The sequence below is a fragment of the Methylomonas sp. ZR1 genome (assembly GCF_013141865.1).
In the GTDB taxonomy this organism is placed as follows: Bacteria; Pseudomonadota; Gammaproteobacteria; order Methylococcales; family Methylomonadaceae; genus Methylomonas.
Window position 1 is genome coordinate 1,104,368 of record NZ_RCST01000001.1, and the last position, 13,559, is coordinate 1,117,926.

The 13,559-nt window shown below is 48.0% G+C and carries 15 protein-coding genes and 1 tRNA gene; 10 read left to right on the forward strand and 6 right to left on the reverse strand.

The genetic code is table 11. From position 1 onward, the window contains the following. Nucleotides 1-130 precede the first annotated feature (130 nt). Nucleotides 131-1,351, reverse strand: a complete 1,221-nt coding sequence (gene ispG, locus DDY07_RS04895; RefSeq protein WP_171695020.1) for a flavodoxin-dependent (E)-4-hydroxy-3-methylbut-2-enyl-diphosphate synthase — start codon at nucleotides 1,349-1,351, stop codon at nucleotides 131-133. 102 nt (nucleotides 1,352-1,453) lie between these two features. On the opposite strand from ispG, the gene DDY07_RS04900 reads away from it, so the two are divergent. The 8 genes from DDY07_RS04900 to nqrM all read left to right on the forward strand — a co-directional run bounded on the left by DDY07_RS04900 (nucleotide 1,454) and on the right by nqrM (nucleotide 8,563). Then, nucleotides 1,454-2,182, forward strand: coding sequence for a metallophosphoesterase (locus DDY07_RS04900; protein WP_171695021.1), 729 nt, complete (start codon nucleotides 1,454-1,456; stop codon nucleotides 2,180-2,182). A 186-nt stretch (nucleotides 2,183-2,368) separates the two neighbouring features. Beyond that, the gene (locus tag DDY07_RS04905) at nucleotides 2,369-3,715 is read left to right on the forward strand and encodes a Na(+)-translocating NADH-quinone reductase subunit A (RefSeq protein WP_033159352.1); all 1,347 of its coding nucleotides are present in this window, start codon (nucleotides 2,369-2,371) and stop codon (nucleotides 3,713-3,715) included. Beyond that, the gene (locus DDY07_RS04910) at nucleotides 3,715-4,914 is read left to right on the forward strand and encodes an NADH:ubiquinone reductase (Na(+)-transporting) subunit B (RefSeq protein WP_171695022.1); all 1,200 of its coding nucleotides are present in this window, start codon (nucleotides 3,715-3,717) and stop codon (nucleotides 4,912-4,914) included. Before DDY07_RS04905 ends, DDY07_RS04910 begins: the two co-directional genes overlap by 1 nt. Next, the gene (locus DDY07_RS04915; RefSeq protein WP_033159350.1) at nucleotides 4,907-5,770 is read left to right on the forward strand and encodes a Na(+)-translocating NADH-quinone reductase subunit C; all 864 of its coding nucleotides are present in this window, start codon (nucleotides 4,907-4,909) and stop codon (nucleotides 5,768-5,770) included. Before DDY07_RS04910 ends, DDY07_RS04915 begins: the two co-directional genes overlap by 8 nt. A gap of 8 nt (nucleotides 5,771-5,778) precedes the next feature. After that, nucleotides 5,779-6,447, forward strand: coding sequence for an NADH:ubiquinone reductase (Na(+)-transporting) subunit D (locus tag DDY07_RS04920; protein ID WP_020481963.1), 669 nt, complete (start codon nucleotides 5,779-5,781; stop codon nucleotides 6,445-6,447). Continuing rightward, nucleotides 6,447-7,055 carry an NADH:ubiquinone reductase (Na(+)-transporting) subunit E gene (nqrE, locus tag DDY07_RS04925; protein WP_101052580.1) on the forward strand — a complete coding sequence of 203 codons (609 nt, stop codon included), beginning with the start codon at nucleotides 6,447-6,449 and terminating at the stop codon, nucleotides 7,053-7,055. Before DDY07_RS04920 ends, nqrE begins: the two co-directional genes overlap by 1 nt. A gap of 10 nt (nucleotides 7,056-7,065) precedes the next feature. Next, complete coding sequence (nqrF, locus tag DDY07_RS04930; protein WP_171695023.1) at nucleotides 7,066-8,286, forward strand: NADH:ubiquinone reductase (Na(+)-transporting) subunit F; 1,221 nt, start codon at nucleotides 7,066-7,068, stop codon at nucleotides 8,284-8,286. Nucleotides 8,287-8,374: 88 nt separating this feature from the next. Further along, on the forward strand, nucleotides 8,375-8,563 hold the full coding sequence (gene nqrM / locus DDY07_RS04935; protein ID WP_033159346.1) for a (Na+)-NQR maturation NqrM: 189 nt from the start codon (nucleotides 8,375-8,377) through the stop codon (nucleotides 8,561-8,563). 28 nt (nucleotides 8,564-8,591) lie between these two features. Here the strand turns inward: nqrM and DDY07_RS04940 are convergent, their stop codons facing one another. The 3 genes from DDY07_RS04940 to xseA all read right to left on the reverse strand — a co-directional run bounded on the left by DDY07_RS04940 (nucleotide 8,592) and on the right by xseA (nucleotide 11,023). Further along, entirely contained in the window at nucleotides 8,592-9,164 is a 573-nt protein-coding gene (locus DDY07_RS04940; RefSeq protein ID WP_171695024.1) for an alpha-ketoglutarate-dependent dioxygenase AlkB, read from the reverse strand. Then, complete coding sequence (locus DDY07_RS04945; RefSeq protein WP_051670515.1) at nucleotides 9,161-9,565, reverse strand: bacteriohemerythrin; 405 nt, start codon at nucleotides 9,563-9,565, stop codon at nucleotides 9,161-9,163. The genes DDY07_RS04940 and DDY07_RS04945 overlap by 4 nt, the downstream gene beginning before the upstream one ends. Nucleotides 9,566-9,679: 114 nt before the next feature. Further along, a complete protein-coding gene (gene xseA, locus DDY07_RS04950) occupies nucleotides 9,680-11,023 on the reverse strand; it encodes an exodeoxyribonuclease VII large subunit (RefSeq protein ID WP_171695025.1) in 1,344 nt (447 codons plus the stop codon). 160 nt (nucleotides 11,024-11,183) lie between these two features. Here xseA and dmeF point away from each other — a divergent pair, with 160 nt between their 5' ends. Further along, the gene (dmeF, locus tag DDY07_RS04955; protein WP_171695026.1) at nucleotides 11,184-12,209 is read left to right on the forward strand and encodes a CDF family Co(II)/Ni(II) efflux transporter DmeF; all 1,026 of its coding nucleotides are present in this window, start codon (nucleotides 11,184-11,186) and stop codon (nucleotides 12,207-12,209) included. Here dmeF and DDY07_RS04960 read toward each other — a convergent pair. Further along, complete coding sequence (locus DDY07_RS04960) at nucleotides 12,172-12,831, reverse strand: class I SAM-dependent methyltransferase (protein ID WP_171695027.1); 660 nt, start codon at nucleotides 12,829-12,831, stop codon at nucleotides 12,172-12,174. The genes dmeF and DDY07_RS04960 overlap by 38 nt on opposite strands. A 64-nt stretch (nucleotides 12,832-12,895) precedes the next feature. On the opposite strand from DDY07_RS04960, the gene DDY07_RS04965 reads away from it, so the two are divergent. Further along, a tRNA-Asp gene (locus DDY07_RS04965) sits at nucleotides 12,896-12,972 on the forward strand. A 69-nt stretch (nucleotides 12,973-13,041) separates the two neighbouring features. Here the strand turns inward: DDY07_RS04965 and DDY07_RS04970 are convergent. Then, nucleotides 13,042-13,545: an NUDIX domain-containing protein gene (locus DDY07_RS04970; protein ID WP_171695028.1), complete on the reverse strand. Its 504-nt coding sequence runs from the start codon at nucleotides 13,543-13,545 to the stop codon at nucleotides 13,042-13,044. Nucleotides 13,546-13,559 lie beyond the last annotated feature (14 nt).

Sequence of the window (13,559 nt, forward strand, 5' to 3'; positions counted from 1 at the left end):
GTCAACGGCGTCAAGGGCGTAAGCGGGTCTGTTCCTGGCAGGAGTAATGATCTTGGTCAGTGATAGCGGGCTTTGATAGGGTTGTAAAAAAAGGCGGCTTTCAGCCGCCTTTTTTTGTGTCGAAACGTTTTTACTGCGCCCTGTAATGCGATTCGATATAACGCTCGACTATAGCTTGGAACTCTTCAGCGATATGGTCGCCTTTTAGGGTGACGGTTTTGAAACCGTCTTCAAAAACCGGCGCAACAGGTGACTCGCCGGTTCCGGGTAGGCTGATGCCGATGTTGGCATTTTTGCTTTCACCGGGGCCGTTGACGACGCAACCCATTACCGCGACTTTCATATCTTCCACGCCTTTGTATTTATCTTTCCAGATAGGCATTTGATCGCGTAAATAGCCTTGAATGTCTTGCGCCAGACGTTGGAAATAATCGCTGGTGGTGCGGCCGCAGCCGGGGCAGGCCACTACCATGGGTGTGAAGGAGCGAAAGTTCATGGTTTGCAGAATTTCCTGGGCCACAATGACTTCTTTGGTGCGCGCTGCGCCGGGTTCGGGTGTTAGGGATACCCGAATGGTGTCGCCTATGCCTTGTTGCATCAGTACGCCGAGCGCTGCTGCTGATGCGACGATGCCTTTGGAGCCCATGCCAGCTTCGGTAAGGCCTAAATGCAGAGCGTAATCGCAACGGCTGGACAGGTCTTGGTAAATGCTGATCAACTCCTGGACATCGCTAATTTTGCAGGATAGGATGATTTTGTCTTTACCCAGCCCGATTTCCTGGGCTCTAGCCGCGCTTTCCAGGGCGGAGAGTATGATGGCTTCCCGTGTGATTAGGGGTAATTCTTTGGGTTGCGCTAATTGTCTGTTCTCGTCAAGCAATCGGGTTAGTACGGCTTGATCAAGACTGCCACCGTTGACGCCAATCCGCACGGGTTTGTTGTATTGAATCGCAAACTCTATCATCTGCTGAAATTGCGGGTCCCGCGCTTTGCCTTTGCCGACATTGCCGGGGTTGATACGGTATTTGGATAGTGCTTGAGCGCAATCCGGATATTTTTCCAGTAACTTGTGGCCGTTAAAATGGAAGTCGCCGATAATGGGCACCGAAAAGCCTTTTTGTGCCAGTCGGTTGACGATTTCCGGTACGGCTTGCGCAGCTTCTTCACGGTCGACAGTGACGCGGACCATTTCCGAGCCGGCTGTTGCTAATTCCATGATCTGTTGAACGCTTCCTGCCACATCAGCTGTATCGGTATTAGTCATGGATTGAACTACAATCGGAGCGTCGCCGCCGACTTTTACGTTTCCTACCAAAACCTGTTGGGTGTGTTTTCTGGAGCTAATCGACATAGAAGTGTGGTCTGCAAAAACTGAAAGTTATCTAAAAAATACCAAGTAATTCACTTAGGATATAAATTATACCTCCTTAGTTACAGGACGAAAGAGCAAATTGTGCGGATAAATTACTTTTCTGATGTGCATCTGGAATTTGGCGAGCAGAGTCTGCCGGAAACCGATGCCGATTTGGTCGTGGCGGCAGGCGATATCGGCATATTCAAACAAGGTGTCGAATGGTTGAAGTCTATCGGCAAGCCTGTGGTTTATGTGGCGGGTAACCATGAGTTTTATGGTTACGAATATCAACAGACTATCGATATGCTGCGTAGGGAATGTGCGGGCAGTCAAATTCAGTTCCTGGAAAAAGATCAGTTTATCTTCCAGGGTGTGCGCTTTTTGGGTTGCACCTTGTGGACGAATTTGTTTATCGAGGGCGCCGAAAAGGCCGAAGTGCTGGGAAATACCTTGAATGACTTTCGCAAGGTGTCATTTGCAGGCCAAACTTTCGAGCCCAAACACTTTACCGAGCTACATCGGGAATCTAAATTCTGGTTAGAACAACAACTTGCCACGCCCTTTGCCGGCAGGACCATAGTGGTCACTCATCATGCGCCCACCGAATGGAGTTGGATCGATTCACCCAACGTACTTAAAAAGCTGGCTTATTGTAATGACTTGAAGCCTTTATTTCACGAATATGAAATAGCAGCCTGGTTTCACGGTCATGTGCACAATTTGGGTGATTACCGGATAGCGGATGCCCGTATCTTAAGCAATACCCGGGGGTATGTCGGGCGCAAGTATGTGAGTGGTTTTGATATCGATAAAGTGGTTGATATTTGAGCGGTATTTCCACTTATGCCGGGCGCTATCGCTCGGCTTAAAGGGCTACAAGCCTTGGGATTTTCCGTTGAGAAAGCCGATAACTTGTGATGTAATGAACATGTTTTGTCTTGAAGTGCCCTTTGGGATCGGTGTTTCGCAATGGGCTTTTTGCTGCAACTAGTCTGGGGAGCAGGCGTATTAACTATGCAATTTAATATAAAGAAAGGTTTGGATTTGCCTATAACAGGCGGACCCGAACAAAAGATTAGCGATGGTAACAGCATCAAATCGGTCGCCTTATTGGGTGCCGATTACATCGATCTGAAGCCGAAAATGATGGTTGCCGAAGGAGATAAGGTCAAATTAGGACAGGCCCTTTTTTCTGACAAAAAAAATCCTGGCGTCAACTTTACCTCACCCGGTGCGGGTGTGGTTAAAGCTATTAACCGTGGCGACAAGCGTGCGCTGTTGTCTGTGGTCATTGAATTGCAAGGAAATCAGCAAGAGTCTTTCAGCAAATACGGCGAAGCTGAGTTAGGCAATTTGACTCAAGAACAGGTTAAGGAAAATTTGCTGGCATCAGGATTGTGGACTGCGTTCCTGACACGTCCTTACGGCAAAATCCCTGCTGTCGATACAACGCCTAGTTCAATTTTTGTCACAGCGATAGATACTCGTCCGCTGGCGGCAGATCCTGCTGTCATTATCAAGGAACGTGCTGCCGATTTTGCTAATGGCTTGACTGTAGTTTCTAAGTTGACATCCGGTAAAACCTATCTTTGCAAAGCGACGGGCACTGATTTGGTAGCGAATCAAGCCGTTCAGGTAGCGGAGTTTTCCGGGCCGCATCCTGCCGGCTTGCCAAGCACCCATATTCATTTTATCGATCCGGTCAATATCCATAAATTCGTATGGCATATTGATTACCAGGCGGTAATTGCTATTGGCGCATTGTTTACTACAGGTAAGCTGAATGTAGAACGCATCGTTTCTTTGGCTGGTCCAACGGTTAAAAACCCAAGATTGGTACGCACACGTGTGGGCGCCAATCTGGACGATTTGGTTGCCGGCGAATTGCAAGATGTTGAAAACCGCGTAATTTCGGGCTCTGTTTTGTATGGCCACGAGGCTGCCGGATCTCTGGCATTTTTGAGTGCTTACAGTTTGCAAGTTTCTGCTATTAAAGAAGGTCGTGAACGTGAGCTTTTCGGTTGGATCGTTCCCGGCAAAGACAAATACTCGGCTATGAATGTGTACGTGTCGAGCAAAGATCGTAAAGATAATCGCCTGTTTCCGCTGACCACCGATAAAAATGGTAGCAATCGCGCCATTGTGCCGGTGGGTGTGTATGAGACAGTGATGCCGTTGGATATTTTGTCTACACCTCTATTGAAAGCCATTGTAGTCGGCGATACCGACACTGCACAGTCTCTTGGCTGCCTGGAACTGAGTGAAGAAGACGTGTCTTTGTTCACTTTTGTCGATCCAGGCAAGCATGACTTCGCGCCTGTGCTCAGAGCTAATTTAACTAAAATCGAGAAGGAAGGATAATGTCGGCTAGAGATATTTTAGATAGCATAGAGCCGCATTTTACAAAGGGCGGCAAGTTTGAAAAGTATTACGGTCTCTACGAGATGGTGGATACTTTTATTTACACGCCATCCGATGTAACGCGCGGAAAAACCCATGTACGTGACGGTAACGATCTGAAACGCACTATGACGTTCGTGGTAATCGCCACGGCGTTTTGTATTTTGATGGCTTGGTACAACACGGGTTATCAAGCCAACTTAGCCATGAAGAGCCTGGGTGTTGAGTCGATTAACAACTGGCGTAGCATTCCAATGGCGCTATTCGGCTACAACCCGTACAACCCGATTTCCTGCCTGGTGCACGGCATGTTGTATTTCTTCCCTGTTTACATCACTACCTTAGCGGTCGGTGGCGTTTGGGAAGTGTTGTTCGCAACCGTACGCAAGCATGAAGTCAACGAAGGTTTCTTGGTATCGTCAATGCTGTATACCCTGATCCTGCCGCCTGACATCCCCTTGTGGCAAGTGGCTTTAGGTATCTCGTTCGGTATCGTGTTGGGTAAAGAAGTTTTCGGTGGTACCGGTAAAAATTTCCTTAATCCCGCTTTGACAGGTCGTGCGTTCCTGTTTTTTGCGTATCCGGCTTCAATTTCCGGCGATGCGGTATGGGTTGCGGTGGACGGTTACAGTGGCGCGACGGCTTTATCGTTGGCATCGGCTGGCGGCGTGGAGGCTATTAAAGAGAGTTTCAGTTGGATCCAAGCGTTTTTGGGATTCATTCCCGGCTCGATGGGTGAAACATCCACATTAGCTTGTATGTTGGGTGCTGCATTCTTGTTATATACACGTGTTGCTTCTTATCGCATCATGGCTGGCGTGTTGATTGGCATGATCGGTATGTCCACTTTATTGAATATCGTTGGCAGCACAACCAACCCAATGTTTGCGATGCCTTGGTACTGGCATATGGTAGTCGGTGGTTTTGCTTTCGGTACGGTGTTTATGGCAACTGATCCTGTTTCTGCCGCTGTGACCGACACGGGTCGCTGGATTTACGGCTGCATGATCGGCGTGATGATTATCATCATTCGGGTTATTAACCCGGCTTTCCCGGAAGGTGTGATGCTTGCAATTCTTTTCTCAAACATGTTTGCACCATTGATTGATTACTTTGTTGTTCAAGCAAATATTAGAAGAAGGATCAAACGCCATGCTTAATGCCGAGAAAAAAACCTGTAAGTACAACGAGCAACTCTGCAAGTACTACGAACAGTTCAGAGTTTATGCCGACAGAATCCTGGCTTTAAGTAACGACAGCCTGGAAAAAACCGTCAACGTGGCTTTGGCCTTATGTTTGGTGTGCGCCGTATTGGTATCTATCGCTACAGTCGCTTTACGGCCTTTGCAAGGCTACAACAAAGCCCTGGACATGAAGAAAAACATTCTTGATGTGGCTGGTTTGTTGGAAGAGGGTACTGATATCGACAAAGCCTTTGCGGAAAGAATCGAAAGCAAGATTGTCGACCTGAAAACAGGTGATTACGTAGACAATATCAATGTCGACGAATACGACCAACGCAAGGCTGCGAAAGACCCTGCGCAGAACGAGTTGATTCCGGTCGAGAAAGATATTGCCAGCATCCGTCAAAAAGCCAAATACACCAAAGTGTTTTTGGTTAAAAACGGCGACCAGTTGCAATCCATTATTCTGCCTATCAACGGTTACGGTTTGTGGTCTACGATGTATGGCTTTTTAGCCTTGGAAGCTGATGCGCAAACGGTACAGAGCATCAACCTGTACGACCAAGGTGAAACCCCCGGCCTGGGTGGTGAGGTAGTCAATCCTAACTGGCGCGCGTTGTGGAAAGGCAAAAAAGTCTATTCCGACAAAGGCGAAGTGGCTTTGACTTTAGTGAAAGGTGGTGTCGATTCCAGTCGCCCGGATTCTGTTTACAAAGTGGATGGTTTGGCCGGCGCAACCTTAACCAGTCGTGGGGTCAGTAATTTGATCCAATACTGGATGGGTACCGAAGGTTTTGCCACCTATCTAAACAAAATTAGAAAAAACGGTTAGGACTTATCATGGATAAAGAAACTAAAAAAGTATTATTCGAACCGTTGGTCGATAACAACCCAATCACCCTGCAGGTGCTTGGTGTATGTTCGGCGCTGGCGGTAACGTCGCAAATGTCTACCTCATTGATCATGGCATTGGCCTTGACTTCGGTTACTGCCTGTTCGAGCGCAGCGATTAGTGCGGTGCGCGAGCATATACCGAGCAGCATTCGGATTATCGTGCAGATGATCATCATTGCTTCGTTGGTTATTGTGGTCGATCAGTTGCTTAAAGCCTTTGCCTTTGATGTCAGCAAAAAGCTGTCGGTATTCGTTGGTTTGATTATTACCAACTGTATCGTCATGGGGCGTGCTGAAGCCTATGCGATGAAAAATCCGCCGCTGCAAAGCTTTGTTGACGGTATCGGTAACGGCTTAGGTTACAGTTTGATTCTGGTCATCGTGGCGCTGTTCAGAGAAACTTTGGGTTCAGGCAAACTGCTTGGTTTCGATGTGCTGCCTTTGGTAAAGGATGGCGGTTGGTACGTACCGAACGGCATGATGCTGCTGCCGCCTAGCGCGTTTTTCATCATCGGCTTGATCATTTGGGGTTTCCGTACCTGGAAACCAAAGCAAGTGGAACACAACGAGTTCAAAATCATGTCGATTGCTCACGGTGAAGGAGGGCACCACTAATGGAAGCCTATATCAGTCTGTTTGTTAAAGCGGTTTTCATTGAAAACCTGGCGCTGTCATTCTTCCTGGGTATGTGTACCTTCTTGGCGGTGTCCAAGAAGATCTCCACGGCCATGGGTTTGGGTATTGCCGTTATGGTGGTGCAAACCTTAACAGTGCCTGCCAATAACTTCATTTACCAAACTTTGTTGAAAGAAGATGCATTATCTTGGATAGGCATTACTGGCGTGGATTTAAGCTTTTTAAGCTTGTTGAGCTGTATCGGTATGATCGCTGCGATTGTGCAGATTCTGGAAATGATTTTGGATAAATTCTTTCCGGCTCTGTATCAAGCCTTGGGTATTTTCCTGCCGTTGATTACCGTTAACTGCGCGATCTTGGCCGGTAGTTTATTCATGATCGAACGTGACTACAATTTTGGTGAAAGCGTGGTATACGGTATAGGCAGTGGTTTCGGCTGGGCTTTGGCGATTACCGTTATGGCCGGTGTGCGTGAGAAATTGAAATACAGCGATATTCCTGCTGCATTACAAGGTCTGGGCATCACTTTTATCACCGCTGGCTTGATGTCTCTGGGCTTCATGGCTTTCTCTGGAATTCAATTATAAGGGTATCGTAATGCTGGAAATTGCATTAGGTGTTATTTTCTTCACGGTCATCGTGATAGCGCTGGTGTTTTTGATCATCGGCGCGAAAAGTAAACTGGTGGCCTCTGGCGATGTGGAAATTCTGATCAATAACGAAAAGAAAATCCATGTACCGGTGGGCTCCAAATTGTTGACCGCTTTGGCGGACAACCAATTGTTCGTGTCTTCAGCTTGTGGCGGCGGCGGCACTTGTGGTCAATGTAAAGTGAAAGTGCACAGCGGCGGTGGCGACATTCTGCCAACCGAGCAATCGCATATCACCAAACGGGAAGCCGCACATGGCGAACGTCTGGCTTGCCAAGTATCCATCAAACAAAACATGGATATCGAAGTCGAAGACAGCGTATTCGGTGTTAAAAAATGGGAATGCACTGTTAAGTCCAACGACAACGTCGCGACTTTCATTAAAGAGTTGGTCTTGGAATTGCCCGAAGGTGAAGCCATCAACTACCGTGCAGGTGGTTATATCCAAATTGAATGTCCGCCCCATATTTCAAGATATGCGGATATGGATGTTGCCGAGGAATACCGTCCTGATTGGGATAAATTCAATCTGTGGCGCTATGTGTCGGATGTAAAAGAGCCAACGCTACGTGCTTACTCAATGGCATCTTATCCTGAAGAAAAAGAAATAATGTTGAACGTCAGGATCGCTACGCCGCCTCCAGGGGCGCCGGATGGCATTCCGCCAGGCATCATGTCGTCCTTTATCTTCAACCTGAAGCCAGGTGATAAAGTGTTCGTATCCGGTCCTTACGGCGAGTTTTTTGCCAAAGAAACCGATGCTGAAATGGTCTTTATCGGTGGTGGTGCCGGTATGGCGCCGATGCGTTCGCATATCTTCGATCAACTACGCAGACTGAAATCCAAGCGTAAAATGACTTTCTGGTATGGCGCACGTAGCAAACGCGAAATGTTCTACGTTGAAGATTTCGATATGCTGGCGAAAGAAAACGACAATTTTGAATGGCATGTAGCCTTGTCGGATGCTTTGCCTGAAGATAACTGGAAAGGTTATACCGGCTTCATTCACAACGTGTTGTTCGAAGAATTCATCAAGAAACATCCGAACCCAGAAGATTGTGAATACTACATGTGCGGGCCGCCAATCATGAACTCTTCAGTGATTAACATGCTGCTGGCTAATGGTGTGGATCCTGAAAATATTATGTTGGATGATTTCGGCGGTTAAGTTGTATTAATCTGACGCGAAGCACAGGGAGCGATTTTCGGATCGCTCCTTTTTTCGTTTCAGTGATTAGAAAAAACAGGAGAAAAAAATGGGTTATTTTTTAGTAACATTTTTATTTATGTTGATCGTTATTGCCGTCATGGCAGTCGGTGTGCTTTTCGGTCGGAATGCTATCAAGGGGTCTTGCGGCGGCACCGGCAATTGCGTATGCAGTGAGAAATGCGACAAAAGAAAGAAGTTTGAAGCTGAGCAAGCTAAAACATTGGAACAACATTAAGGCTGCTTGCCCAAAGCGATAAACTAAGCTACTTCGGAGCGATAACTCTCCGAAACGTTAAGTTTATGCGTCCTTGAGTCAACTTCTGATCGACAGGAATACTATGCAGCCAGTGGTGTTGAAAATCGGGCTGCATAATCAATAGCATTCCACTAGTCAGTAAAATACTGCCGCTTTCCGCGGTTTTTTTATGCCGAAATGCAAATTGTCGGGTCGCTCCCAGCGTCAATGATGCGATAAAAGGCTGTGGTCCCAACTCCGCTTCGTTATCCGCATGCCAGCCTACATAATCATCGCCGTTGCGATATAAATTCACTAATACCGAATTAAACGAAAAGTTTAAGAACTGTTCGATTTTTTGCCTTATATCCGATAGTAATGGCGTCCAGGGCCGAGTTTTTAATAGATTATTGCTGTAGCTATAAACTATCCCCGGATCAGCATGCCAGGTTTGCAGGCGGGGTAAAGTAAATTCCCGACCGGCAACGCTGTAACAATTGTCGGGCCAATTTTGTTCCTGGAGCAAACGCCTATAGATAGCATCGCTTTCGGCGGCGTCGTAAAAATCTCTTATTATTCTCAGCTCCTTATCAGGCGTCATTCGTCTTGCAATTCCTGCTGTGCTTTAATATGCGAAGCTAGTGCACTGTCCATTGTCGTAATGTGCAATAAAAACCATTGCGGCAGACGCTCTTTGACAAAAGCACGACCAAAGGAAATTAAGCCTTTGTCGATCCGGGTTTTAAACTGTTTGAATTCTTCCAAAACCCGTTGATGTTCGCCTTTGTGTTCGGTTTCCGCCGGAAATCCGAATTGCGCCATTAACCGATTTTCAGATTCAAAATGTTCTTCGGTGTGTTGATACAATTGCGCAAACAAGCCCGGAAAGTCAGTGTTATTGGCCTTATCCAATTGATTTACCAAATCAATAAAGATGCCGTGATCATGATCGATGTGAGCATAACCAACACTCAGGGGTATGGTTCTGTCGAATATTGTCATTTGAACACTCGTGTGATTTGTAAACTAATGCACTAAAGCATGTTTTATGCCTAGTAATCGCCGACGATAAAACGGATGGATGATTGTCGATGGCAATTAAAGCGCAGGCCAGATTTAATCGGGTATCACCTCATCAACTCTACTAACGATGCGACCATCGGCCATTCTAATGTCGAACAGTTCAAGCTTGGCTAACTGTTTAACCGACTTCACCAGCTGGGAGCTTTCGTGTCGTTGCACGATAGCATAACCGCGTTCCAGCGTTGCCAGTGGACTAATCGCATGTAAGGTTTGTACCGTCGCGCGTTGCCGATTTTTCAATGCCGTCAGTTTAATTTGCATCGAACGGCTTAATCGTTGTTGGAAGTAATCAAGTTGCAGCCGATAGCCGTGAATCGATACCAACGGTTGCTGTCCGTTCAGACGCTGGGTGTTTAACGCCAGACGCTGGCGGCACAGCCCCAAGCCGGCTCGCGTCGCCCGATTCAAGCGTTGTTCCAATTCGTCGAGACGCTGGGCATTGCGTTGTAGTTTTTCCCCAGGATGTTGGGTTTGCAAGGCTTTAATCAGCCAGGTCAATTGCAACTGTTGTTGCTGTAATTTATCTTTCATCTGTCGAGTTAGTTGGTGCTCAATAGCTGCAAAGCGGTTAAGCCAGGCGGACTGGTCCGGCACCGCACATTCCGCCGCTGCCGATGGTGTCGGTGCGCGCAAATCAGCGACGAAATCGGCGATGCTGAAATCTACCTCGTGGCCTATTGCTGAAATCACCGGAATTCCACTGGCCGCTACCGCCCTGGCGACGATTTCTTCGTTAAAGGCCCACAAATCTTCCAGCGAGCCGCCGCCACGCGCCAGGATGATCACGTCTACCAGGGCTTGCTTATTGGCTGCTGCCAATGCCGCGCTGATCTCGAATTTAGCGCTTTCGCCCTGCACGGCTACCGGATAGATCAGCACCGGAATAGCCGGAAAGCGCCTTTTCAGTACGCTGAGAATATCGTGAATCGCCGCACCACTGGCCGAGGTGATGACGCCGATTTGTTTTGGCAATTGCGGCAGCGGTTTCTTGCGGTTTTGCTCGAACAAACCTTCTTGTAAGAGCTTTTGTTTCAGGCGTTCGTAAGCCAGACGCAATGCGCCGTCGCCGGCTTCTTCCAACTTTTCCACTACCAATTGATAATCGCCGCGCGGTTCGTACAAACTGACTTGCGCGGTGGCGACCACCAGATTGCCGTTGGCAGGTTTGAACCTTAGTCGTTGCTGTTGTCCTTTGAACATGGCGCAGCGGATCTGGGCTTGCGCGTCTTTCAAGGTAAAGTAGTAATGGCCGGAAGAGGGCAGGCTGAGATTGGAAATCTCGCCTTGTACTTGCACGGTTAAGAAATGGCTGGCCAGCAAGCGTTTGGCTTCGCGGTTTAGCTGAGATACGCTGAATATCTGCTCGGAATTACTCATCGAATGCTTGAAAGTGCAGGGCGAATAGGTTGAAAACCTTATTTTACGGCGGTTTGCCGCAAATAACAGGGGCTTTTACTTTGCGGAAGTGTTTCCAGGTAAGCTGCGCTAAAATGCTGTCTCGGTAATGATTTCGGCTTTAGCGAACAAGGAACTACGGATGCATGAACATCAATTGAGTAACTGGCAACATTCGCACGATTTCGCGCGGATCAATCGCAAAGGCGAGCGGCGTACGAAATGGGTGCTGCTTCTGACGTTTGCGACGATGATTGTGGAAATTGTCGCCGGTATGCAGTTTCATTCGATGGCGTTGTTGGCGGACGGATGGCATATGGCCACGCATGTGGTGGCTTTTATGATTGCAATCTTCGCCTACCGTTACAGTCGTATTCATCAGAACGACCAAACCTTCGCATTTAGTCCCGCCAAGGTGGGTGTATTGGGCGGGTTTGCCAGTTCGATAGCATTAGCGATGGTAGCCTTAGTGATGATCGCCGACTCGGTACAACGGCTACTGATGCCGGAAATAATTCGCTTTGACGAGGCGATTTTAGTCGCGCAAGTGGGTTTGTTGATCAACCTGTTAAGCGCGTTATTATTGCGAGACCATCACGATCATCACCATGGACACGGGCATAATGCTCACCATGACCATGACCATGACCATGACCATGACCATGACCATGACCATGACCATGAAGAACACGGCCAAAAAGATCAAGCTCAGCGCTCCCATCATCACGATCACAACCTAAGAGCGGCCTATCTACACGTAATGGCCGATGCCCTTACATCGGTATTGGCCATCGTCGCCTTGGTGGCTGGCAAATATTACGGTTGGGTTTGGCTGGATACGGTGATGGGTTTTGTTGGCGCGACAGTGATTCTGGTCTGGGCTTACGGCTTAATCAAAGAGACCAGCCCCGTATTGCTGGACCAGACCATGAACCCCAAATACACCCACGCGATACAATCCGCGCTGGAGGAAGACGGCGAATGCCTTGTCAGCGATCTGCATGTTTGGCCCGTTAGTGCCAATCATTATGCGGCAATCGTGGTTTTGGTCACGCAGCAGCCAAAATCGCCCAGTTATTACAAGAATCTATTGGGCAAATTCGCGCAGCTCGACCATATCACCGTGGAAGTCAATTGTTGTAAGGGTCAGGATTGCGTTGCAGAATAATCGCGTCGTTGCCGATGAATTCTATTTGGCAATGATAATGCGCCGCTAACCAATGAAAGGTCGGTCGCGAGAAAAAAGCGATGTGGGTTTGATCGTTTTTGTAATGCCATTTGGCAAAGGCCTCGGCATCTATGACCAATTTGGTCATGATGCCCAGCCAGCCGCCCGGTTTTAATAATTTAAACAGCGTGTCGAATTCGCGTTTCGGCGCGCGAAAATGCTCTACTACCTCGGTGCAGACGATAAAATCATAGGTTTGTTGCAGGTGTTCAGGAAAGTCCACATAGAGTGGGTCGTAGACATTGATTCGATGCCCTTGCGCCTTGAACAGTTCTGCAAGCGCCGGGCCTGGGCCGCAACCATAATCAAGTCCAACAGAATTGTTCGGTAATTTTCTGAGCAAAGGCTTTGCCAAGCGGGATAGAAATTCAATGTAGCCCGGATCGTCAATGGTATTTTGATGTAGATCATAAATAGCTTTTTCCTGGCTCGGCGATAAGTGCTGAGAGCAATCAACATAAACCAGCAAGCACTGTCGGCACTGAATGTAATCGCGTTTTGCGTCGCTGTGATAAAGATGGGTATCGGGGCTGTTACAGAGTGGGCAGGATGGTGCCGGCATAATTAATTTGGGCTTTTGCTTGACGCTTGGGCGATATGCTGTAGAATGCGCCGCTCTCTACTGCGGAGCGGTAGTTCAGTTGGTTAGAATACCGGCCTGTCACGCCGGGGGTCGCGGGTTCGAGCCCCGTCCGCTCCGCCACTTTCATGTTTTACCCCGTTTTTATCTCATCGTTTAAGTGGCATTGATGATGAGTTTCTTGCAACCCATTTAGTTTGCAATATTCCTAAACCGTTGCCAGATAATTTTAAACGTCAGCGTCAAGGTCGGATCGTTCTTGGCGACACGTGTATCCAGAATGTCCGGTTCCGCCCAACAGCCTTCGTCGATTTCATCTGTCGCTAGGCTAAACGGTCCGTTATGCCGGCAACGGTAGACCTGGATAAATTCCATACCCAATTCGGTGCTAGGCTCCAATTTAAATAAACCCTCCAGGCTTTCGCCAATGATACCCAATTCCTCCTGTAATTCGCGCGGCGCGCAACGGTCATAGCTTTCGCCGGCGTCGACGTGACCGGCCGCCGAGGTATCCCATAAGCCTTTGTTCAAATCTTTTTTCATTGAACGCTTTTGCAGAAACAAACGGCCTGCATCGTTGAAAACCAGAATATGCACGGCCCGGTGGCGCAGGCCGTTAGCGTGAATCACCGGTCTGGGCTGTTGGGCAATCACTACATCGTCTCTATCGACGACATCGAGAAGTTCGTTGTGCATGTAAACTATCGATT

Coding starts and splice junctions, on each gene's coding strand:
- ispG (WP_171695020.1), bottom strand. CDS start 1,351: ATGTCGATTAGCTCCAGAAAACACACCCAACAGGTTTTGGTAGGAAAC.
- DDY07_RS04905 (WP_033159352.1), top strand. CDS start 2,369: ATGCAATTTAATATAAAGAAAGGTTTGGATTTGCCTATAACAGGCGGA.
- DDY07_RS04910 (WP_171695022.1), top strand. CDS start 3,715: ATGTCGGCTAGAGATATTTTAGATAGCATAGAGCCGCATTTTACAAAG.
- DDY07_RS04915 (WP_033159350.1), top strand. CDS start 4,907: ATGCTTAATGCCGAGAAAAAAACCTGTAAGTACAACGAGCAACTCTGC.
- DDY07_RS04920 (WP_020481963.1), top strand. CDS start 5,779: ATGGATAAAGAAACTAAAAAAGTATTATTCGAACCGTTGGTCGATAAC.
- nqrE (WP_101052580.1), top strand. CDS start 6,447: ATGGAAGCCTATATCAGTCTGTTTGTTAAAGCGGTTTTCATTGAAAAC.
- nqrF (WP_171695023.1), top strand. CDS start 7,066: ATGCTGGAAATTGCATTAGGTGTTATTTTCTTCACGGTCATCGTGATA.
- nqrM (WP_033159346.1), top strand. CDS start 8,375: ATGGGTTATTTTTTAGTAACATTTTTATTTATGTTGATCGTTATTGCC.
- DDY07_RS04940 (WP_171695024.1), bottom strand. CDS start 9,164: ATGACGCCTGATAAGGAGCTGAGAATAATAAGAGATTTTTACGACGCC.
- DDY07_RS04945 (WP_051670515.1), bottom strand. CDS start 9,565: ATGACAATATTCGACAGAACCATACCCCTGAGTGTTGGTTATGCTCAC.
- xseA (WP_171695025.1), bottom strand. CDS start 11,023: ATGAGTAATTCCGAGCAGATATTCAGCGTATCTCAGCTAAACCGCGAA.
- dmeF (WP_171695026.1), top strand. CDS start 11,184: ATGCATGAACATCAATTGAGTAACTGGCAACATTCGCACGATTTCGCG.
- DDY07_RS04960 (WP_171695027.1), bottom strand. CDS start 12,831: ATGCCGGCACCATCCTGCCCACTCTGTAACAGCCCCGATACCCATCTT.
- DDY07_RS04970 (WP_171695028.1), bottom strand. CDS start 13,545: ATGCACAACGAACTTCTCGATGTCGTCGATAGAGACGATGTAGTGATT.